Origin of the sequence: Kocuria palustris (genome assembly GCF_016907795.1) — a bacterium.
Classification (GTDB): Bacteria; Actinomycetota; Actinomycetes; order Actinomycetales; family Micrococcaceae; genus Kocuria; species Kocuria palustris.
The window spans coordinates 1072941-1092269 of the sequence record NZ_JAFBCR010000001.1 but is presented as its reverse complement, the minus strand read 5'-3'; the positions used below and the strand labels follow the sequence as shown (position 1 = coordinate 1092269).

21 protein-coding genes and 3 tRNA genes are annotated in these 19329 nt (G+C 71.4%); 15 read left to right on the top strand and 9 right to left on the bottom strand.

Annotation, left to right across the window (positions count from 1 at the left end):
* Positions 1-81 precede the first annotated feature (81 nt).
* Positions 82-960 carry a zinc metalloprotease HtpX gene (gene htpX, locus JOE55_RS04815; RefSeq protein WP_024289893.1) on the top strand — a complete coding sequence of 293 codons (879 nt, stop codon included), beginning with the start codon at positions 82-84 and terminating at the stop codon, positions 958-960.
* A gap of 87 nt (positions 961-1047) precedes the next feature.
* Here the strand turns inward: htpX and JOE55_RS04810 are convergent, their stop codons facing one another.
* A complete protein-coding gene (locus tag JOE55_RS04810; protein ID WP_006215871.1) occupies positions 1048-1539 on the bottom strand; it encodes a YajQ family cyclic di-GMP-binding protein in 492 nt (163 codons plus the stop codon).
* 210 nt (positions 1540-1749) lie between these two features.
* Here JOE55_RS04810 and JOE55_RS04805 point away from each other — a divergent pair, with 210 nt between their 5' ends.
* The 3 genes from JOE55_RS04805 (at position 1750) to trxA (ending at position 2735) form a co-directional block, all read left to right on the top strand.
* A complete protein-coding gene (locus JOE55_RS04805) occupies positions 1750-1962 on the top strand; it encodes a hypothetical protein (RefSeq protein WP_204782173.1) in 213 nt (70 codons plus the stop codon).
* 117 nt (positions 1963-2079) lie between these two features.
* A tRNA-Tyr gene (locus JOE55_RS04800) sits at positions 2080-2161 on the top strand.
* A 181-nt stretch (positions 2162-2342) separates the two neighbouring features.
* Positions 2343-2735, top strand: a complete 393-nt coding sequence (gene trxA, locus JOE55_RS04795; protein ID WP_040560385.1) for a thioredoxin — start codon at positions 2343-2345, stop codon at positions 2733-2735.
* 133 nt (positions 2736-2868) lie between these two features.
* Here trxA and JOE55_RS04790 read toward each other — a convergent pair whose 3' ends face one another.
* Positions 2869-3777, bottom strand: a complete 909-nt coding sequence (locus JOE55_RS04790; protein WP_204782172.1) for a DNA glycosylase family protein — start codon at positions 3775-3777, stop codon at positions 2869-2871.
* A gap of 487 nt (positions 3778-4264) precedes the next feature.
* On the opposite strand from JOE55_RS04790, the gene JOE55_RS04785 reads away from it, so the two are divergent.
* From JOE55_RS04785 to JOE55_RS04735, 11 genes are all read left to right on the top strand, one after another.
* Positions 4265-6094 carry a DEAD/DEAH box helicase gene (locus JOE55_RS04785; RefSeq protein WP_061710837.1) on the top strand — a complete coding sequence of 610 codons (1830 nt, stop codon included), beginning with the start codon at positions 4265-4267 and terminating at the stop codon, positions 6092-6094.
* Positions 6095-6127: 33 nt separating this feature from the next.
* Positions 6128-7684: a sensor histidine kinase gene (locus JOE55_RS04780; protein WP_204782171.1), complete on the top strand. Its 1557-nt coding sequence runs from the start codon at positions 6128-6130 to the stop codon at positions 7682-7684.
* Positions 7685-7763: 79 nt separating this feature from the next.
* Positions 7764-8429: a response regulator transcription factor gene (locus JOE55_RS04775; RefSeq protein ID WP_204782170.1), complete on the top strand. Its 666-nt coding sequence runs from the start codon at positions 7764-7766 to the stop codon at positions 8427-8429.
* A 64-nt stretch (positions 8430-8493) separates the two neighbouring features.
* A complete protein-coding gene (locus JOE55_RS04770) occupies positions 8494-8913 on the top strand; it encodes a hypothetical protein (RefSeq protein WP_204782169.1) in 420 nt (139 codons plus the stop codon).
* A gap of 52 nt (positions 8914-8965) precedes the next feature.
* Positions 8966-9037, top strand: a tRNA-Thr gene (locus JOE55_RS04765).
* A 59-nt stretch (positions 9038-9096) separates the two neighbouring features.
* Positions 9097-9170 (top strand) — tRNA-Met (locus JOE55_RS04760).
* Positions 9171-9331: 161 nt separating this feature from the next.
* The gene (locus JOE55_RS04755; protein WP_204782168.1) at positions 9332-9781 is read left to right on the top strand and encodes an FAS1-like dehydratase domain-containing protein; all 450 of its coding nucleotides are present in this window, start codon (positions 9332-9334) and stop codon (positions 9779-9781) included.
* Positions 9778-10281 carry a MaoC/PaaZ C-terminal domain-containing protein gene (locus JOE55_RS04750; RefSeq protein ID WP_204782167.1) on the top strand — a complete coding sequence of 168 codons (504 nt, stop codon included), beginning with the start codon at positions 9778-9780 and terminating at the stop codon, positions 10279-10281. Before JOE55_RS04755 ends, JOE55_RS04750 begins: the two co-directional genes overlap by 4 nt.
* Entirely contained in the window at positions 10278-11594 is a 1317-nt protein-coding gene (locus JOE55_RS04745) for an MFS transporter (RefSeq protein WP_204782166.1), read from the top strand. The genes JOE55_RS04750 and JOE55_RS04745 overlap by 4 nt, the downstream gene beginning before the upstream one ends.
* Before the next feature lie 19 nt (positions 11595-11613).
* The gene (locus tag JOE55_RS04740) at positions 11614-12732 is read left to right on the top strand and encodes a UDP-N-acetylmuramate dehydrogenase (RefSeq protein WP_204782165.1); all 1119 of its coding nucleotides are present in this window, start codon (positions 11614-11616) and stop codon (positions 12730-12732) included.
* Complete coding sequence (locus JOE55_RS04735; protein ID WP_338125426.1) at positions 12729-13214, top strand: PGPGW domain-containing protein; 486 nt, start codon at positions 12729-12731, stop codon at positions 13212-13214. The genes JOE55_RS04740 and JOE55_RS04735 overlap by 4 nt, the downstream gene beginning before the upstream one ends.
* A 95-nt stretch (positions 13215-13309) precedes the next feature.
* Here JOE55_RS04735 and asd read toward each other — a convergent pair whose 3' ends face one another.
* The 7 genes from asd to JOE55_RS04700 all read right to left on the bottom strand — a co-directional run bounded on the left by asd (position 13310) and on the right by JOE55_RS04700 (position 19324).
* Positions 13310-14455 carry an aspartate-semialdehyde dehydrogenase gene (gene asd, locus JOE55_RS04730; protein WP_061710843.1) on the bottom strand — a complete coding sequence of 382 codons (1146 nt, stop codon included), beginning with the start codon at positions 14453-14455 and terminating at the stop codon, positions 13310-13312.
* Positions 14456-14523: 68 nt separating this feature from the next.
* A complete protein-coding gene (locus tag JOE55_RS04725; RefSeq protein WP_006213551.1) occupies positions 14524-14871 on the bottom strand; it encodes a GNAT family N-acetyltransferase in 348 nt (115 codons plus the stop codon).
* A 109-nt stretch (positions 14872-14980) separates the two neighbouring features.
* Positions 14981-15511, bottom strand: coding sequence for a dihydrofolate reductase (locus JOE55_RS04720; RefSeq protein ID WP_204782164.1), 531 nt, complete (start codon positions 15509-15511; stop codon positions 14981-14983).
* A complete protein-coding gene (locus tag JOE55_RS04715) occupies positions 15511-16347 on the bottom strand; it encodes a thymidylate synthase (RefSeq protein ID WP_204782163.1) in 837 nt (278 codons plus the stop codon). Before JOE55_RS04715 ends, JOE55_RS04720 begins: the two co-directional genes overlap by 1 nt.
* Before the next feature lie 145 nt (positions 16348-16492).
* Positions 16493-17476: an NUDIX hydrolase gene (locus JOE55_RS04710; protein WP_239546427.1), complete on the bottom strand. Its 984-nt coding sequence runs from the start codon at positions 17474-17476 to the stop codon at positions 16493-16495.
* 178 nt (positions 17477-17654) lie between these two features.
* On the bottom strand, positions 17655-18578 hold the full coding sequence (gene mshD / locus JOE55_RS04705) for a mycothiol synthase (protein ID WP_204782162.1): 924 nt from the start codon (positions 18576-18578) through the stop codon (positions 17655-17657).
* Between the two features lie 53 nt (positions 18579-18631).
* Complete coding sequence (locus tag JOE55_RS04700; protein ID WP_204782161.1) at positions 18632-19324, bottom strand: response regulator transcription factor; 693 nt, start codon at positions 19322-19324, stop codon at positions 18632-18634.
* Positions 19325-19329: the final 5 nt, after the last annotated feature.

Sequence of the window (19329 nt, the reverse complement as noted above, 5' to 3'; positions counted from 1 at the left end):
GCCGGCCCGAGGGGCCGCAGGCAGCTTCCGCGCGCCGAGTGCGGCGTGACCGTCCCGACGTACGAGAGGAAGAGGCCTCGCATGCACCGACATTTCAACGGGTTGAAGACCGCAGCGCTGCTCGGGGGGATGTGGGGCCTGCTCGTGCTGATCGGGTACGGCATCTCGCTGAGCACGGGCAGCTCGATCTTCATCCTCCTCTTCGCGCTGATCGGGCTGGCTTCCACGGCCTACAGCTACTGGAACAGCGACAAGCTCGCGCTGCGCTCCATGCACGCCGTCGAGGTCAGCGAGCAGCAGGCGCCCTGGCTGTACGCCACGGTGCGCGAGCTCTCCGATCGCGCCGGACAGCCCATGCCCCGGCTCTACGTCTCGCCCACCTCGAGTCCCAATGCCTTCGCCACCGGCCGCGACCCCAAGAACTCCGCGGTGTGCGTCACGGAGGGGATCCTGCAGCTGCTCAGCGAGCGCGAGCTGCGCGGCGTGCTGGGCCACGAGCTTCAGCACGTCTACAACCGGGACATCCTCACCTCGTCCGTGGCTGCGGCGATCGCGGGCATCATCACCTCGATCGCGCAGTTCCTGCAGTTCACCGCGATCTTCGGCGGGCGCGGGGGCGACGAGAGGGGCAACCCGCTGGCGGCCCTGGCCGTCGCCTTCCTGGCCCCGGTGGCCGCCTCGGTCATCCAGATGGCGATCTCGCGCACCCGCGAGTTCGACGCCGACGAGGATGGCGCCCGGCTGACGGGCGATCCGCTGGCCCTGGCCAATGCGCTGAACAAGATCGAGAACGGCGTCAACGCCAGGCCGCTGCCGGCCGATGACCAGAGGGTGGTCAACACGTCGTCCATGATGATCGCGAACCCGTTCCGCGGCGGCGGACTCTCCCGGATGTTCAGCACGCACCCGCCCACGGCCCAGCGCATCGAGCGCCTGCAGGCCATGCTCCACGAGGGCTGAGCCGACACGACGAAGGGGCGCCGTCGCAGCCGAGATGCTGCGACGGCGCCCCTTCGTCGTCCGACAGGGGGCGGCGGCGGGGGACTGTCAGCGGAAGTTGATGAACTGCAAGTCGACGTCCAGGTCCTTGCCCTTGAGCAGCGCGATGGTCTCCTGGAGGTCGTCGCGGGACTTGGACGAGACGCGCAGCTCGTCGCCCTGGATCGTGGCCTTGACGCCCTTGGGGCCCTCATCGCGCACGATCTTGGTGATCTTCTTGGCGTCGTCCTGGGCGATGCCCTCCTTGATGGTGGACTCGATCCGGTACTCCTTGCCCGAGGCGAAGGGCTCGCCGGAGTCCAAGGACTTCAGGGAGATGCCGCGCTTGGCCAGCTTGGACTGGAAGACGTCCAGCACGGCCTTGGCCCGCTCCTCGGAGTTGGCCTTGATGAGGATCTTCTCGCCGGAGAAGTCGATCTCTGCGCCCACGCCGCGGAAGTCGTAGCGCTGGGCGACCTCCTTCTGCGCCTGGTTCATCGCGTTGGAGACCTCCTGCTTGTCGACCTTGCTCACGACATCGAAGGTGGAATCGCTGGCCATGGTGCTCCTCCTGGGGCTCTTCAGGGTCATCGACGGGGCCGTCGGACGCGTTGCACGGCAACAAGTCGCAGCAGTTGCCTGGGGATTCCGGCCGACGACGGGGCCGTCGCCCGCGTGATCACGGGCCTCTGGGCTCCAGTCTAGGGAGTCGTGATGAATCCGTGATGCTCTCCACCAGGTTCGCACAGGTGAACGGCCGAGCATGGAGGCATGAATCTGATCGACAGCCCCTCGACTCGCAGCGCCGCGATCGCGAGCCCCAGCCTCGGCGGAAGCACCGCCGGCTCCGACCCCCGCCTGGAAGCGGTGGCGGAGGAGCTGGCTCAGGCCGTCTCTCGCGGAGACGTCTCCCGCGAGCAGGCCGATGCCTTTCTCGACCGCCTGTCCGCCCGCGTCTCAGCGCCCTTGGCCGGCGAGCTCTGACGGAGCGGGCGAGCACTGGCCTCGTGCCGGGATTTGGCCGCAGGCCGGTGCTTCGCTAAAGTAGCGGTGCTCCCGCACAGGGAGCATCTCCGGCATCGGCTCGTCCGGTGCGGTCGCGGCAGATTACCCGAGCGGCCAAAGGGGGCTGACTGTAAATCAGCTGGCACTGCCTACGGGGGTTCGAATCCCTCATCTGCCACACGCGCCCTGCTGTGCAGGACCAGGAAGGCGCCCCGGACCACACGATCCGGGGCGCCTTCTCGCATCTGCGGCTCCGGGCGCCCCGGCAGGTCCCTCGTCGGCCCTCGCGGGAAGGGGATGTGTCCACCGACGGCGAACCGCAGCTGACGCGCGAGGCCGCGGTCCGTAGGGTGGCGGCCATGGCTACCGTTGAGATCACGCAGGAGAACCTGCAGGAGACCCTCACCCAGAACGACATCGTCCTGTTGGACTGGTGGGCGGACTGGTGCGGGCCCTGCAAGCAGTTCGCACCCACCTTCGAGGCGTCCTCGGAGAAGCACCAGGACGTCGTGCACGGCAAGATCGACACCGAGGACCAGCAGATGCTGGCCGCCTCCGCCCAGATCAGCTCGATCCCCACCCTGATGGCCTTCCGCGAGGGCGTGCTCGTCTTCTCGCAGGCCGGCGTGCTGCCCGAGTCCGGGCTGGACCAGGTCGTCGAGGCCGTGAAGGGCCTGGACATGGAGGAGGTCCACAAGCAGGTCGCCGAGCAGCAGGCCGCTGCCGAGTCCGGCGACGACCAGCAGAGCTGAGTCCACCCGCCAGGCACCGACACCCCAGCGCAAGGGCGTCTCCCCCGAAGGGAGGCGCCCTTCGCCGTGTCCAGGCCGGGTGGCCTCGACCGGCGTGCAGGCAGCTCCGGAGACGGCCCTGCAGCGCCTGGAGTCAGTGCTCGCGGTGGTCCTCGGGGGACAGCCGCGGCCCCATGCGCTGGGCCCGCCACTGCGAGGCGTGCAGCAGCCGCACGACGCGCTGACGGTGCCCGCGCCAGGGTTCGAGCAGCTCGAGCATGCGGGCGTCGTCGCCCCGGCAACCGTCGAAGAACTCGGTGACGTGATGCGCCAGGTGGTAGTCGGCCACGCTGACGCGATCGGGATCGCCGTGCGTGACCTGAAGGGTCTCGGCGACGGTCCACGGGCCCACGCCGGGCAGAGATCTCAGCGCGCGCTCAAGATCCTCGTCCAGCGGGCGGCGGTTCCAGCGGGCCAGCGCACCGGCCCGGGCGGCGAGGAGAGCCATGGTCCGCGAGCGGGCGGGATCGACCCCTGCTCGATGCCAGGCCCAGGACGGGATCACCCGCACCTGCTGCGGGGTCGGTGCGACCGCCATGCCGCGCGGTGCGGGACCCGGGGCTGCGTCCCCATGGGCGCGGGCCAGCCAGCGCTGCTCGCGGATGGCCTCGTGCCCGGTGACGCGCTGCTCGAGCACCGCGGCGCACAGAGCCTCGAAGAGCCGCCCGGTGGAGATCAGGCGCATTCCCGGGCTGTGATGCCGGGCCTGACGCAGGGAGCTCGGCAGGGCGTCCCAGGCGGGGGAGTCCTCGAACGCGGACCAGTCGTCGCGGGCCCCGCACCACAGGGGAGCCTCGTCCAGGAAGCCCCGGGCTCCGGGGCCCCAGGCGTCGACGAGGATGTCCCGGCGCAGGAGGTCGCCGTCCCCGGCGCGGGTGAAGCGCGCGGTGAGCGGGGCGCCATCGACCCGGGCGGTGATCCAGGCCTGCTGCGGGGAGGGGACCTGCGCGGTCGTGTGCTGCGCCCCGCGCGCCAGCGCCCCCAGCGACTGCGCTAGGTCCACCGGCCCCGGCGGGCTCCAGCGCCGACGATGTTCGCCGGCCTGCGCTGTCCCGTCCTGGACCGCGCCGCGAGGGCGAGCGGGGGTGCTGCGTGTGCGACCGGCGGACATGGCGCTGATCGTGGCACAGCGGGGCGACAGCACAGCCGCGGCGGGGCGGCCGCCCGAGTGTCTCTGCTCACGATGGCCTGCATCCCCGGTCGAGCAGCGGAGGCGTGGGTTAGGGTGGATCGACCCTTCCGGTCACATCCCTGGATCTGTCTGTCGTGCACCGACGTCTTCTCGTCGGTGATCGGCGGCCGCCTCAGGCCGCTGGAATCCCGTCGCCTCTACCGTCGAGCCTCGGCTCGCACCGCGCTTCGAACCGCGCGGACCCAGCGACGCAGGACGCCTTCTGCACTCGGGGAGCACCGGAGCCATGTGCAGCCACTTCAGACGACCGCTCCTCCAGCGGCGCCTCGTCGTGCGCTCGATCCCGTGAGGAGCTCGGATGAGCGAGAACGCCCCCGACCAGAACACCCAGGACACCACCCCCACCTTCGCCGAGCTCGGCATCGACGCCCGCGTGCTCGCAGCGCTCGAGGCCATCGGCTACGAGAAGCCCTCGCCCATCCAGGAGGCGACCATCCCGGTCCTGCTGGAGGGCCGCGACGTCGTCGGCATGGCGCAGACGGGCACCGGCAAGACCGCGGCCTTCGCGGTCCCGGCCCTGTCGCGCCTGGCCGAGCTGGCCGATCTCAACGGCCCGTCGACCTCCACGCAGGTCCTGGTGCTGGCCCCCACCCGCGAACTGGCGCTGCAGGTCGGCGAGGCCTTCGCCTCCTACGCCGTCCAGCTCGAGGACTTCACCGTCCTGCCGGTCTACGGCGGCTCCTCCTACGGTCCGCAGCTGGCCGGGCTGCGCCGCGGCGCCCAGGTGGTCGTCGGCACGCCGGGCCGCGTGATCGATCACCTCAAGCGCGGCTCTCTGAAGCTCGACGACCTCCAGTACCTCGTGCTCGACGAGGCCGACGAGATGCTGCGCATGGGCTTCGCCGAGGACGTCGAGACGATCCTGTCGCAGACCCCCGAGGACAAGCAGGTCGCCCTGTTCTCCGCGACCATGCCCCCGGCGATCCGCAAGATCGCCCAGCGCTACCTGCGCAACCCGGAGGAGATCTCGGTCAAGGCCAAGACCTCCACCGCCACGAACATCCGCCAGCGCTACCTGCAGGTCATGGGCGCCCACAAGCTCGAGGCCATGACGCGCCTGCTCGAGGTCGAGGAGCACGACGGCATCATCGTCTTCGTGCGCACCAAGGCCGCGACCGAGGAGGTCGCCGAGAAGCTGCGCGCCCGCGGCCATGCCGCCACCGCGATCAACGGCGACATCCCGCAGCAGGCCCGCGAGAAGTCCGTGGAGCAGCTGCGCAACGGCAAGATCGACATCCTGGTCGCCACCGACGTCGCCGCCCGCGGACTGGACGTGGAGCGCATCTCCCTGGTCGTGAACTACGACATCCCGCACGACACCGAGTCCTACGTCCACCGCATCGGCCGCACCGGCCGCGCGGGCCGCTCGGGCGATGCGATCCTGTTCATGACCCCGCGCGAGAAGTACCTGCTGCGCGCGATCGAGAAGACCACGCGCCAGCCGGTCGAGCAGATGCCCATGCCCTCGGTCGAGGACGTGAACCGCACTCGCGTCGATCAGTTCGGGCAGTCGATCACGGACACGATCGAGACCCAGGATCTCTCGGCCTTCCGCGAGATGGTCACCGCCTACGTCGAGGACCACGACGTCGACCCGCTCGAGGTCGCCGCGGCCCTGGCCGTGATCTCGCAGGGCGACCAGCCCTTCTTCGCCCAGGAGCTGCCCGAGGCCAAGCGCAAGGAGCGCGATCGCGGCGAGCGCTCGGAGCGCGGCGGACGCACCCCGCGCTCCGAGGAGGGCAAGGCGACGTACTGGATGGCCGTGGGCCACAAGCACCGTGCGCTTCCGGGCTCGATCGTCGGCGCCCTGACCAACGAGGGCGGGCTCAAGGGCTCGGACATCGGCGCGATCGAGATCAAGCCGTCGTTCACCCTGATCGGGCTGCCGGACGATCTCTCCCGCGGAGACCTGGACCGCCTAGGCGCCATCGAGATCAACGGCCAGCGCCTGGACATCCGCCAGGACCGCGGCCCCAAGTCCAGCGGCGCGCGCAGCGACCGCGGCGATCGCGGCGGCTACCGCGGCGACGACCGCCGCGGAGGCCGCTCGGCCCGTCCCGAGCACAGCGGCGGCCACAAGAAGTTCACGGGCGGCCGGAAGGGCTCGCAGCGCCACGGATCGCGCTGATCGTAGAAGGCGGGCCTGCGTATCGTGTGAGTCATGACCGCAGAGCCCGCCGCCGCCCGGGGCGGCGCTGTGCTCCGACAGCTGACGTCGGTGCGTGGACGGGCCCTCGTGGTGGTCGTGACCATCACCGCTCTGACGGTGCTGGCGATCGGCGCGGCCACGCACTGGGTCCGCTACGGCCAGCTCGAGGCCTCGGTGGCCCAGGGCACCGAGCAGGAGGCCGGGGAGCTGCAGCGGCTGCTCGATCGCGGCCCCGCCTCGGCGGAGGCCGATGCCATGGCCGGCCCGCCTGCCGAGACGGCACCGGAGGACGCCTTCGACAGCCGGTTCGACAGCGTCGAGCACCTGCTGTGGACGTTCATGTCCACCTCCGTGCCGGCCCCTGACGAGGTCATCGTGGGGCTGGTCGACGGCGAGGTCCGCTACACCTACGACGGCCCGGCCGGCGAGGGCCTGAGCCACGACGTGATCGAGGAGGTCGTGCGCGAGCACGGCCAGCCGGACCGCACGGTCCACACCATCGGACAGCACGACGGCCGCGACATCGGCTTCGGGCTGATCCACGTGGACATCGACGGCGATGCGTCCGAGGGCTACCTGGTCGTGGCCACGGACATCACGCAGGGCCGCCAGGAGATCCTGGACTCGTGGTGGCGCTACGTCATGATCTCCCTGCTGTTCCTGGTCGCCGCCTCAGCGGTGGCCTACTACCTGATCGGGCGCGTCACCGCACCGATCTCGAGGCTGCGCGAGGCCACCGAGTCGATCTCGGTGAACGATCTCTCCGGCCGCGTGGAGGTGCCCAGCCAGGATTCGGACGTGGCTCACCTGGCGGAGAACTTCAACGGGATGCTCGACCGCCTCCAGGAGGGCTTCGAGGAGCAGCGCCAGTTCCTGGACGACGCCGCCCACGAGCTGCGCACGCCGCTGACCATCCTGCACGGCAACCTCGAGCTGATGGACGAGCACGATCCGCACGACGCCGCCGAGACCCGCGATCTGATGCTCGACGAGATCTCACGGATGAACCGCCTGGTCGATGACCTCCTGATGCTGGCCCGGTCGCGGCGCCCGGACTTCGTGCGCCCGGCCTCCTTCGAGGTCTCTGCCTTCCTGGACGACGCCTTCGCGCGGATCTCGGCCCTATCCGGGCAGCGCCGCTGGCGGGTCGACTCCCGCTGCGAGGGCCTGCTGGTGGCCGACCGCGAACGGCTCATGCAGGCCGTCATCCAGCTGGCCGCCAACGCCGTGAAGTTCAGCGCCGAGGACGACGCCATCGCGATCGGCGCCTCCTGGGGCGAGCTCGACGACGGCGGCAGGCGGCTGCAGCTGTGGGTGCGCGACACCGGCGCCGGCATCGATGTGAAGGACCAGGCCCGGATCTTCGAGCGCTTCGGCCGGGCCTCGGCGGGGCGCACGGTCGGGGGCTCCGGGCTGGGCCTGGCCATCGTCGAGGCCATCGCGCGCGGGCACGGCGGGCGGGTCGCGCTGCGCTCGTCGCTCGGCGCGGGCTCTCAGTTCACCCTGATGCTGCCGGAGGGCGGGCCCTCGCCGGAGCCCGCCGAGACGCCGGTCGATTCTCTCTCCTGATCCCCTCATCTTCCTGTGCGAGCCTGCCCCCGAGCGGGAGAGCCCCGCGGCAGTCACGACACCAGGAAGGGACCGGGAGATGGCCAACATCCTGATCGCGGAGGACGAGGAGCGGATCTCCCGCTTCATCCAGAAAGGGCTGCGCGCCTCCGGCTACGAGACCGCGGTCGTCGAGGACGGCGTCGAGGCCCTGGATCTGGCCAGCACCGGCGTCTACGACCTCCTCGTGCTCGACGTCGGACTGCCCGGGCTCGACGGCTTCCAGGTGCTCGCCGATCTGCGCGCCGGCGGCTCCGGAATGCCCGTGATCATGTGCACGGCTCGGGACTCGGTGGAGGACACCGTGCAGGGCCTGGACTCCGGGGCCGATGACTACCTGGCCAAGCCCTTCCGCTTCGCCGAGCTGCTGGCGCGGGTGAAAGCGCGCCTGCGTCAGACGGGCTCCGCCGGGGACGACGGCAGGCTCACCGCCGGGAGCCTGACGCTGGACATCTCGCGGCGCTGCGCGTTCGTCCACGACCAGGAGATCGCCCTGTCGGCCCGCGAGTTCTCGATGGCCCAGGTGCTCCTCGAGAACACGGGCCAGGTGCTCACCCGCGACCTGCTGCTGAACAAGGTCTGGGGCTACGACTTCGCGGGCTCCTCGAACGTGGTGGACGTCTACGTGCGCTACCTGCGCAACAAGCTCGGGCCCGAGCGGATCATCACGGTGCGCGGAGCCGGCTACAGGCTCGCGGAGATCTGAGCCGATCGGCGCCGAGCGAGGCGGTCCTCATGCTCGTCTCACGTGCGGAGGCCATTGTGGGGACATGCGCATCCTCTGGTCCGTCGTCGCCCTGATCGTCGCCTCGATCCTCGCCGTCGCCCTGTGGGTCTCTGCGGGCCCGGCGGCCCCGGAGACCGAGGTCCTGCGCGACGGCGTCGGCAGCAGCGAGGATCCCGAGGACGGCGCCACGAGCGAGCCGGCCGAGGACGACTCCTCGTCCGCTGCGTCGCAGGATCCTTCTGCGGGCCCGTCGCAGGAGGCCTCGGCGCAGCCGTCGTCGGAGCCGTCACGGGCGGAGGCCACCTCGCAGCCGACCCGGGAAGAACAGCAGCCGGCCGCGACGCCCGCTCCGGCTCCGGCCCCGGCGCAGGAGCCCGTCCCCGTTCCCGTCCCGCTCGAGCAGTCCCAGGGCTACGACGACGACTGGGACGACGATGCGGACGGCGACTGGGATGATGACTGAGCCGGCTCCGATTTCATGTCTCAGCCAGGTGTGCTGTACAGTATTCCGCGTTGCCCCGATAGCTCAGTGGTAGAGCGCCATCTTGGTAAGATGGAGGTCCCGGGATCGATTCCCGGTCGGGGCTCTCGAGATGAGGGCCCGCATCCGCGTCATGACGGGGATGCGGGCGTCATCGTCTCTCCTGGCGGTGTAGCTCAGCTGGTTAGAGCGCACGACTCATAATCGTGAGGTCGACGGATCGAGCCCGTCCACCGCTACGGAAGATGAAGCCCGTGATCCCCACTCGGATCGCGGGCTTCTCCTATTGCAGGGGCAGCGGTGCGGGCGCCTTCCCGGTGCGGCCTCCGAGGCCCCGTCCCCGAGAATCCGTCAGCGGCCGCAGGATCGGGCCCGCGCACCCACGGGAGGTTGCACCGCCATGGCCATCAGCCCCGAGCTCGTCGGTCGGACGTATCCGGCCATCGAGCCCTACACCGTCTCGCGGGAGGCCGTGCGCGCGTTCGCCGCGGCCGTCTTCGCGCAGGACCCGTCCCACACGGACCCGGAGGCAGCTCGCGCTTTGGGCCATGCGGACCTCCTCGCCCCGCCGACCTTCGCGATCATCGTCGCCCAGCGCGCGGAGGCCGCCGTGGTGGCGGACCCGGAGGCCGGGATCGACTTCTCCCGCGTCGTGCACGCCGATCAGCGCTTCACCCACGCCCGCCCCATCGTCGTCGGCGACGAGCTCGTCGCGGCCACGACCGTCGATGCCGTGCGCGCCGTCGGCACCGGGGCCATGGTGACGTTCCGCACCGAGATCACCGACCGCCAGGGCCAGCCGGTCTCCACCGCGCGCTCGTCCCTGCTGGTGAGAGGAGACGACCAGTGACCGCTGCAGACACCGCTCCGGTGCTCGCCCAGCTCGAGAAGGGCCAGGAGGTCGCTCGCCGCGACCTCCAGCTCTCCCGCGCCGATCTCGTGCGCTACGCCGCCGCCTCCAGGGACTTCAACCCCATCCACTGGAACCAGGAGTTCGCCATCTCCGTGGGCCTGCCGGACGTCATCGCCCACGGCATGCTGACCATGGGTGCCGCCATGCAGCTCGTGGCCGACTGGGCGGGGGATCCGGGGCGCGTCGTCGACGTCCAGACCCGCTTCACCAAGCCGGTCGTGGTGCCGAACGGGGTCCGCGAGGGCGCCGCCGAGATCCAGCCGTCCACCACGCTGAGCATCGTCGGCGTCGTGGGCGCCCTGGACGAGCAGGCCGGCACCGCCCGGATCGACCTGACCGTCTCGGCCCCCGATCTCTCGGACCCGCAGGCCGATCCCGCTGAGGCGGCCTCGCAGAAGGTCCTGGTCAAGGCGCAGGCGGTGGTGGTCTGCCGTTGACCCGGGGGCGCACGAAGCCTGACCCGTCCAGCCTGCGCCCGTGGCGCATCAGCGTCTTCGCGATCTACTTCGCCTCGGGCATCGGCATCTCCGCGTGGCTCACCCGCATCCCCGCGATCTCCGAGCGGCTCGAGCTGGGCCCGGCGGCCATGGGGGCGCTGCTGCTCACGCAGACCATCGCGGCCTTCGCCTCGGTGTCCACCTCGGGCATGACCGTGATGCGGCTGGGTGCCAAGCGCAGCATCGCCGTCACCGCATCCATGGTCGTGATGGGCATGATCCTGATCGGCGTGGGCGTCAGCGTCTTCGGCTCGGTCCTGGTGACCGCCGTGGGCATGCTGCTCTTCGGCCTGGGTTCCGCCACCTGGAACGTGGCCTCCAACGTCGAGGGAACCGCGCTGGAGACGGCCATGGGCCGCAGCATCATGCCGCTGATGCACGCGTTCTTCTCGATCGGCACGGTGACCGGTGCCGTCGTGGGCTCGATCGCGACCGCCGGCGGGGTGGCCGTGGTGTGGCATGTGGGTGCCATGGCCCTGGTCATGGGTCTGCTGGTGGCCCTGGCGCTGCCGCGCTTCCAGGGCGACCGGCGGGCCGCCGCCGATCTCAACCCCGTCTCCTCGCAGATGCCCCTCATCACCGGCACCATGCAGCAGATCGACCTGGCCTCCGACGGCCGCGGACGCGACTCCGGCGCTGCGACCGCGCAGGACGCGTCCTATGGGGTCGGCGACGCCTGGAGGGACAAGCGCACCGTCCTGGTGGGGGTCTTCGTGCTCGGCATGGCGCTGACGGAGGGCGCGGCCAACGACTGGGTGGCCCTGGCCATCACCGACGGCTACGAGGCCCCTGCGCACCTGGGCGCGATCGGCTACGGCATCTTCGTGGCCGCCATGACCACCGGCCGGCTCAGCGGCACCTGGCTGATCGACCGGTTCGGCCGCCTCGCGGTGCTGCGCACCGCCTGCGCGCTCGCACTGGTCGGACTGGGCGTCTTCGTGTTCTCACCCTCCCTGGCCGCCGGCATGATCGCGCTGTTCCTGTGGGGCATCGGCGCCTCCCTCGGCTTCCCCGTGGGCATGTCCGCCGCCGCCGACGATCCCCGTCGGGCCGCCGCCAACGTCTCCGTGGTCTCGACCATCGGCTACGGCGCGTTCCTGGGCGGTCCGCCGCTGCTGGGGCTGCTCGGCGAGGCCGTGGGCGTGCGAGGCGCCCTGGGCTTCGTGATGATCTTCGTGATCGTCTCGATGCTGCTGGTCTCGAATCTGCGGCCTCCTGCCTCGGCCGGAGCTCGAGCGGGCACCGCGGCCTGAGGTCGATAGGATCGGGGGCATGACTTCCCCCGAGCTCTCCACGCTGACCACCACCCGCATCGGCGGCCCCGCCGGGTCCCTGATCCGCGCCGGCAGCCAGCAGGAGATCATCGACGCCGTCCGCGCCGCCGACGAGCAGGGCAGGCCCGTGCTGCTCGTCGGCGGCGGATCCAATCTGCTGGTCGGCGATGACGGCTTCGACGGCGTGGTGGTGCACCTGGCCTCGCAGGGCCTCGAGGTCGCGGACCCGTCGGAGGACGGCTCCGTGATCGTGACCGTGCAGGCGGGGCATGCCTGGGACGACGTCGTCGAGCAGACCGTCTCCCGCGGGCTGGTGGGCCTCGAGGCCCTGTCCGGCATTCCGGGCACCGCAGGGGCCACCCCGGTGCAGAACGTCGGGGCCTACGGCGCGGAGGTCTCCCGCACGATCGTGCGTGTCAGCACCTGGGATCGGCGCGCGCGGGAGGTCCGCGAGTTCGAGACCGCCGAGCTCGACTTCGCCTACCGCGACTCCCTGCTCAAGCGCACCACCGAGGCGGGCTCTCCGCGCTACGTGGTCCTCGAGGTCGGCTTCCGGCTGGCACAGGGCACGGACTCCGCGCCGATCCAGTACGGCCAGCTGGCCGACGCCCTGGCCGTGGAGGTCGGCGGCAGTGCGGATCCGGCCCAGGTGCGTCGCACCGTCCTGGAGCTGCGAGGCTCCAAGGGCATGGTCCTGGACCCGCAGGACCCCGATACCTTCTCCACCGGCTCGTTCTTCACCAACCCCATCGTCGAGGCCAAGGAGGCCGAGCGGCTGCTGCCGGCCGATGCCCCGCGCTATCCGGTGCTCGACGGCGCCGGCTCGCCGGTCGAGGGCCGGCTGAAGCTCTCGGCGGCCTGGCTGATCGATCGCTCGGGGTTCGGCAAGGGCTTCGGGCTGCCCGGCACGCGCAACGAGCGCCTCGGGCTCGAGGGCCCGGATGTGGCCCAGGGCCGAGCCGCCGTGTCGACCAAGCACACCCTGGCCATGACCAATCGCGGCTCGGCCAGTGCCTCGGACGTGGAGGCCCTGGCCCGCACTGTGCGCGACGGAGTCCAGGAGGCCTTCGGCGTGCAGCTGGTGCCCGAGCCGGTGATGGTGGGCTTCCACCTGTGACCCCGCAGGAGCCTCTCGCCGAGGTTCCGCCGCAGGGCGAGGACCTGACCGACGAGATCCGCCGCGGTCAGAGCCACAGCCACCCGATCCGGCGGCGGATGCGCGCGTTCCAGGACTGGTCGCACCGAGGATCCCGCCTGCGGCGCACGCTGGTGGTCGGGCTGATCTCCGTGGCGGGATTCGTCCTGCTGATGGCCGGGGTGATCATGTGGTTCATCCCTGGGCCGGGTTGGCTGTTCGTGTTCCTCGGCATCGGAGTGTGGTCGCTCGAGTTCGCCTGGGCCGAGCGGCTCAACCACTGGGCGCTGCACCAGGTGACCCGCCTGTGGACCTGGTGGAAGGGCACGCGTGCGGCGGGCTGGTGGCGCTGGTGCCTCTCCGGAGCCGCGGAGCGCTCCCGTCGAGCTGAGGAGGCGGCCCAGGCGCAGCGAGAGGGCCGCCGCGTGCGCGGCGGCCCTCATAATGCAGCCCCGGGTGCCTGACGAGGGGCCGCTCGTGGTCGGCGCGCAGGGCGGCGCATCCGCGGCCCCGAGGGGCCGCACCGGGACGAGCGGCGGTGCTCAGCGCCGCGTGCGCCTCACAGCGCTCCGATGGCGATGCGCAGCATGCGGCGCAGCGGCTCGGCCGCGCCCCACAGCAGCTGGTCGCCCACCGTGAAGGCCGAGAGGTACTGCGGACCCATGGACATCTTGCGCAGGCGCCCCACCGGGATCTGCAGGGACCCTGAGGCCGAGACGGGGGTCAGTCCGTTCATGGAGGCCTCCTTCTCGTTCGCGACCACGGTGGCCCACTCGTTGTCGGCATCGAGGATCCGCTCGATCTCCTCGACGGGGACGTCCTCGGTGAGCTTGATCGTCAGCGCCTGCGAGTGCGAGCGCATGGCGGCGATGCGCACGCACAGCCCGTCGATCGCGATCTGGTCGTCGCCGGACAGGCCCAGGATCTTGTTGGTCTCCTTCTCGGCCTTCCACTCCTCGCGGGACTGGCCGTTGCCCAGATCGGCGTCGATCCAGGGGATGAGGGAGCCGGCCAGCGGCACGCCGAACTGCTCGACGTCGAGCTGCCCGGAGCGCTGGGTCTCCAGGACCCTGCGATCGATCTCCAGGATGGCCGAGGCCGGATCGGCGAGCTCGTCGGACACGGCCGAGGAGAGGTCGCCGAACTGGCGCAGGACCTCGCGCATGTGACGGGCGCCGCCGCCGGAGGCCGCCTGATACGTCATGGAGGTGGCCCATTCGACGAGCCCACTGCGGAACAGCCCGCCCAGGCCCATGAGCATGCAGGACACGGTGCAGTTGCCGCCCACGAAGTCCTTGGTGCCGCCGGCCAGCGCTGCGTCGATGACGTCGCGGTTCACGGGGTCCAGCACGATGACCGAGCTGTCCTCCATGCGCAGGGTCGAGGCGGCGTCGATCCACAGGCCGTCCCATCCGGTCTCGCGCAGCTTCCGGTGGACCTCGGAGGTGTACCCGCCGCCCTGGGCGGTCACGATGATCGGCAGGCGCCGAAGAGCCTCGATGTCGTTCGCGTCCTGGAGGACCCCGGTGTCGCCGAGGCCCTCGATCTGCGGAGCGGGGGCCCCGGGGGAGGAGGTCGAGAAGAAGACGGGCTGGATGTCGGCGAAGTCGCCCTCGGCGCGCATGCGGTCCATGAGGACGGAGCCGACCATCCCGCGCCATCCGACGAAGCCGACGGCGGGTGCGGAGCTGTGATCGATGGTCATCGTCCCAGTCTAGGCGGCGTCAAGGGACCGTTGCGATTCCTTGTCCGGGCTCCGAGACCCGAGAGGGCTCAGTCCGCGACGGCTGAGCGGTACTGCGGGAAGCGCTCCAGGTAGTCCTGGACGTAGGTGCAGGTGGGACGCACCAGCACGCCGGCCGCCTGGCAGGCCTCCAGCAGGAGCGTCACGAGCGTGCGGGCGTAGCCCTGGCGGCCGTGGCGCTCGTCGATGATCGTGTGCTGCAGCTCGAGCGTGCCGTCCGGGTGCTTCTCGACGCCCTCGAACCCGATGAAGGTCTGGTCGAGCCACAGCTCCACGCGCCCGCTGGTGGTGTTGTCGACCAGGCGCAGACCCGGCTCGTCGTGGATCTCCGGCTCGGGGCGCTGCGCATCGCCCGGGACGTCCTGCTGGGTGCTCACGAGGGCCTCCTGCCCGGCCGCTGCCGGTCCCCGCGCCATCGACGGGGCCCCGGGTCGGCCATGGATATGGTGCGCACCACTCTATCGGCTGCGACGACGGCGCGGCGGATCAGCGCCGCCAGTGCTCCACGTGCCAGCGCAGCCCTGTGCGCGAGAGGCGGTCCTCGTCGCGGCGCTCCAGCCGCCACGGGGCCTCCAGACGGGGTGCGCGGGTGTCTCCGGGCTCGTCGACCTCGATCACCGTCACGACCGCGTGCTCGAGCTCGGGCATGGCGTCCTCGAGCAGGCGCGCCCCGCCGATGACCCACAGGTGCTCGCCGCCCGGCGCCTCGGCGCCGGCGCGCACGGCCTCGCGCCACGAGCTCACCGCCATGACCGCGGTGCCGTCCTCGCGCGGGTCCGCCTGCAGCCCCGGGTCCTCGGGGCGGGAGGTCACGACCACGTTGGTCCGGCCCGGCAGGGGGCGGAAGCGCTCGGGGAAGGACTCCCAGGTGCGTCGGCCCATGAGCACGGGATGGCCCTGGGTGGTGGCCTTGAAATGAGCCAGGTCCTCGGGCAGGTGCCACGGCATGCCGCCGTCGCGGCCCATCACCCCGTCGGGGGTCTGGGCCCAGATCGCGGACAGGCGCGGGGCGGGCATCAGACCGCCACCGGGGCCTTGATCCCGGGGTGGTGCTCATAGCCTTCGAGGACGAAGTCCTCGAAGTCGTAGCTGAAGAGGTCCTCCGGCCTGCGCGCGAAGCGCAGCCGCGGATACGGGTACGGCTCGCGGGCGAGCTGGCGCTGCACCTGCTCCACGTGGTTGTCGTAGACGTGGACGTCGCCGCCGGTCCACACGAAGTCCCCGGGCACCAGATCGGTCTGCTGGGCGATCATGCGGGTCAGCAGCGCGTAGGAGGCGATGTTGAAGGGGACCCCCAGGAACATGTCCGCCGAGCGCTGGTAGAGCTGGCACGACAGCCGTCCCGGACCGTCCTGCTGCGGCTGCACGTGGAACTGGAAGAGCGCGTGGCACGGGGGCAGGGCCATCTGATCGACCTCCGCCGGGTTCCAGGCGCTGACGATGTGGCGGCGCGAAGAGGGGTTCGTGCGGATCGAGTCCACCACCCGGGCGATCTGGTCGATGCCGCTGCCGTCGGGGGCCGGCCACGAGCGCCACTGGACCCCGTAGACGGGGCCGAGCTCGCCGTCGGCGTCGGCCCACTCGTCCCAGATGCTCACGCCGCGCTCCTGCAGCCAGCGCACGTTCGAGGACCCGCGCAGGAACCACAGCAGCTCCAGCGCCACCGAGCGGAAGTGCACGCGCTTGGTCGTCAGCAGCGGGAAGCCCTGCGAGAGGTCGTAGCGGATCTGGCGCCCGAACACGGAGCGGGTGCCCGTGCCGGTGCGATCGGAGGTGTGCACGCCATCGGCCATGACCTCGCGCAGGAGGTCCTCGTAGGGGGTCGGGATGGCCGTGGACGGGTTCGGACTCACGTGGGGTCGCCTCCAGGTGCGGGGTCTCGTGCGTATCGGCTGCGGTGTCCTCAGCGCTGCCGAGGGCGCGGTTCTTCCGTGCGGCGCTCATGCGGCGAGGCGGCGGGGCCGGCCGCCCCCGACGGAAGAGGGTGCGGCCGTCGGGTCAGTCGTCGAACGGCTTGACGATCTCGACCGTCACCACGCGGCGGCGGTGCTTGCGCGAGACCTGCAGCACGATCATCTCGCCGGGGGCCAGGTAGGGATCCTCCTCCGGCAGGATCGAGCGCAGCTGCGGATCGAGCCGGCCGCGCAGCACGCGCAGGACGGTGGGCAGCACGGGCCGGTGGGTGCACAGCGCCGCCGAGGGCTCCTTGTCGAACAGGGACTCCACCACGGCCCCTGCCTTCGCCGGACGCCGCTTGTGAGCGGCCTCGGTCAGCTGCGGCTTCTCCTTGAGCTTGAGCCCGGCCGCGCGCGCGTACGGAGTCACGGTGGACAGGCAGCGCAGCCACGGCGAGCTGACCACGCGCTTCGGGGACCAGACCTCGAGCAGGCGCGTGACCGCCATGGCCTGGCGCTTGCCCGTGGCGGCCAGGGGACGGTCGCCCTCCGGGCGCGACCACGACGAGCGCGGCTTGGCCTTCGCGTGGCGCACGATGATCACGGGCCGCACCGAGAGATCGCCGGCGGCGTGCAGCTCGACGAGCCGCTCCAGCGGCTCCAGGTCGCTCCGGTTGCTCAGCAGCTCGCGGGCTCGCTCGGGGGAGACCCACTCCAGCCGGTCGACCTCGTGGCCGTCGGCCTCCGGGCGATCCAGGGGGCCGATCTCGGCGCTCCAGTAGTGGACGTGCTTCTCCGCGCTCTTGGCCCTGTAGCGGATCGCGGGCAGCGGGACGCCCAGCCTGACGTCGAGCCCGACTTCCTCGAGCACCTCTCGGTGCGCCGTCTCGGGCAGCGTCTCCTGGTCCTCCTGCTTGCCCTTGGGCCAGGACCAGTCGTCGTAGCGGGGCCGGTGGATGATCAGCAGCTCCAGACCTGATCTGCCGTCGGAGCGCCAGCACAGGCAGCCGGCGGCGCGCACCGAGGGATCGGTATCGGGCGACGGCTCCGTCATGCGGTACGCCAGCCGGTCCGGGTTCTTGGCCATATCGGCTTCCGGGTCCTCTCGTGGTGGGATGCGGTCGTCGTGCGGCTCGCGCGCCAGCGCCTCCGGCCGGAGGCCATGACGCTCTGGCTCCGACGGCGGCGCGCAGTCATGCTAACCGGACCGCGCCCCCGGCTGCGGACACAGCCGGAGCGCGTGCCGCGGACCCGAGCGGACGCTCTCAGCGCCGGGAGAACATCACATCCACGTGCCAGCGCTCGAAGCCCAGGGACTCGTAGAGCCGGAAGGCAGCCGTGTTCTCCGCATCGACGTAGAGCAGGATCTCGTCGAGCCCCTGCTCGGCCAGATGCCGCATCCCGGCGACGGTCAGCGCCCGGCCCAGGCGACGCCCCTGCTGATCGGGGGCGATGCCCACCACGTAGACCTCGCCGCGGGCCGGCTCCTGGCCGGAGCCCGGGTGCCGCTTGGTCCAGTGGAAGCCGAGCACGCGATCGGGATCGTCCTGCTCGACGGCCAGCAGCAGCCCTGCGGGGTCGAACCAGGACTCCGCCTGTCGCTGGCGCAGGTCCTCGAGGCTCATCTGGCCCTGCTCGGGGTGATCGGCGAAGGCCGCGGCGTTGACCCGCAGCAGCTCCTGCTCGTCCCGGCCGGGCTCGAACGAGCGGATGACCACGCCGTCCGGCAGCTCGACCTCCGGAAGCCGCGCCGGGCGCGCATCCGTGCGCAGCAGCCGGTGCAGCTCGCGCACCGGCTCGAAGCCCAGCGTCTGCGCCAGATGCCGGGCGGCGGGGTGGTCGCCGTGGGACCAGGCGTCGACCGGGCCGTCATGGCCCTCGAGGATCGTCTCGATGAGGCGGCGCCCCAGCCCCCGGCCACGCTCCTGGGAGTCCACGACGCCCTCGAGCAGCGCCGGTGCGCCCTGGGCGCGGGAGCGCACGAGCACGGCGGCCGCCAGCGCCCGGCCGTCCTCCGATGCCTCCGCCAGGTCCGCGCGCTCGGGCTCCGTGCGGAGGTCGACCAGGGTCTGATCGGACAGCGGGGGGTCGCCATCGTCGTCCTCGGCGGCCCGGGCCAGGGCCAGGACGGCCTCCAGATCGGCCTGCTCGGGGCTCAGGCGCTGGATGGGGTGCGTGCTGCGGTTCATCGGAACCTCCTGGGTTGCCTCGGGTCTCGTGCGGTGCTCGTCGGGCGCTGGTCTCAGCGTCCCTCGGGAGCGCGTCGGGCGGTCAGGCTGTACCCGACGTTGCGCACGGTCGTGACCATCTTCTCGTGATCCGGCCCCAGCTTCGCCCGCAGGCGCCGGATATGGACGTCGACGGTGCGCGTGCCGCCGAAGTAGTCGTAGCCCCACACCTCGGAGAGCAGCTGGCTGCGGGTGAAGACCCGGCCCTCGTTCTGGGCGAGGAACTTCAGCAGCTCGAACTCCTTGTACGTGAGATTCAGGGTCTCGCCGGCCACGTGAGCGGAGTAGGCGGCCTCGTCGATCATGACCGAGCCGGCCGTGATCAGCTCGTCGCCCGCCGATTCGTCGGCCTGGCTGCGCGCCGAGGCCAGGCGGATGCGGGCATCGAGCTCGGCGGGTCCGGCGCCTGCCAGGACGATGTCGTCCACGAGCCAGGAGGCGGCCACGGCGGCCAGCCCGCCCTCGGTCAGCACCATGATCACGGCCTTGTCCGGGGCGATCCCGCGCAGCAGCTGGGCCAGGTTGCGCGCCGCGACCAGTCCCGAGCGGCCGTCGATCAGCAGCAGGTCCGCCTGCTGCAGCTCCGGCACGGACCCGCCGACGGCGCCGCGGTCCAGGGTCGAGACGGGGTGGGGGAGCAGATCCAGGGCGGGGAGCACCGCAGACGGCGCCTGGCCGGGATCGGCCAGCATGATGATCCGGGTCATCCGGG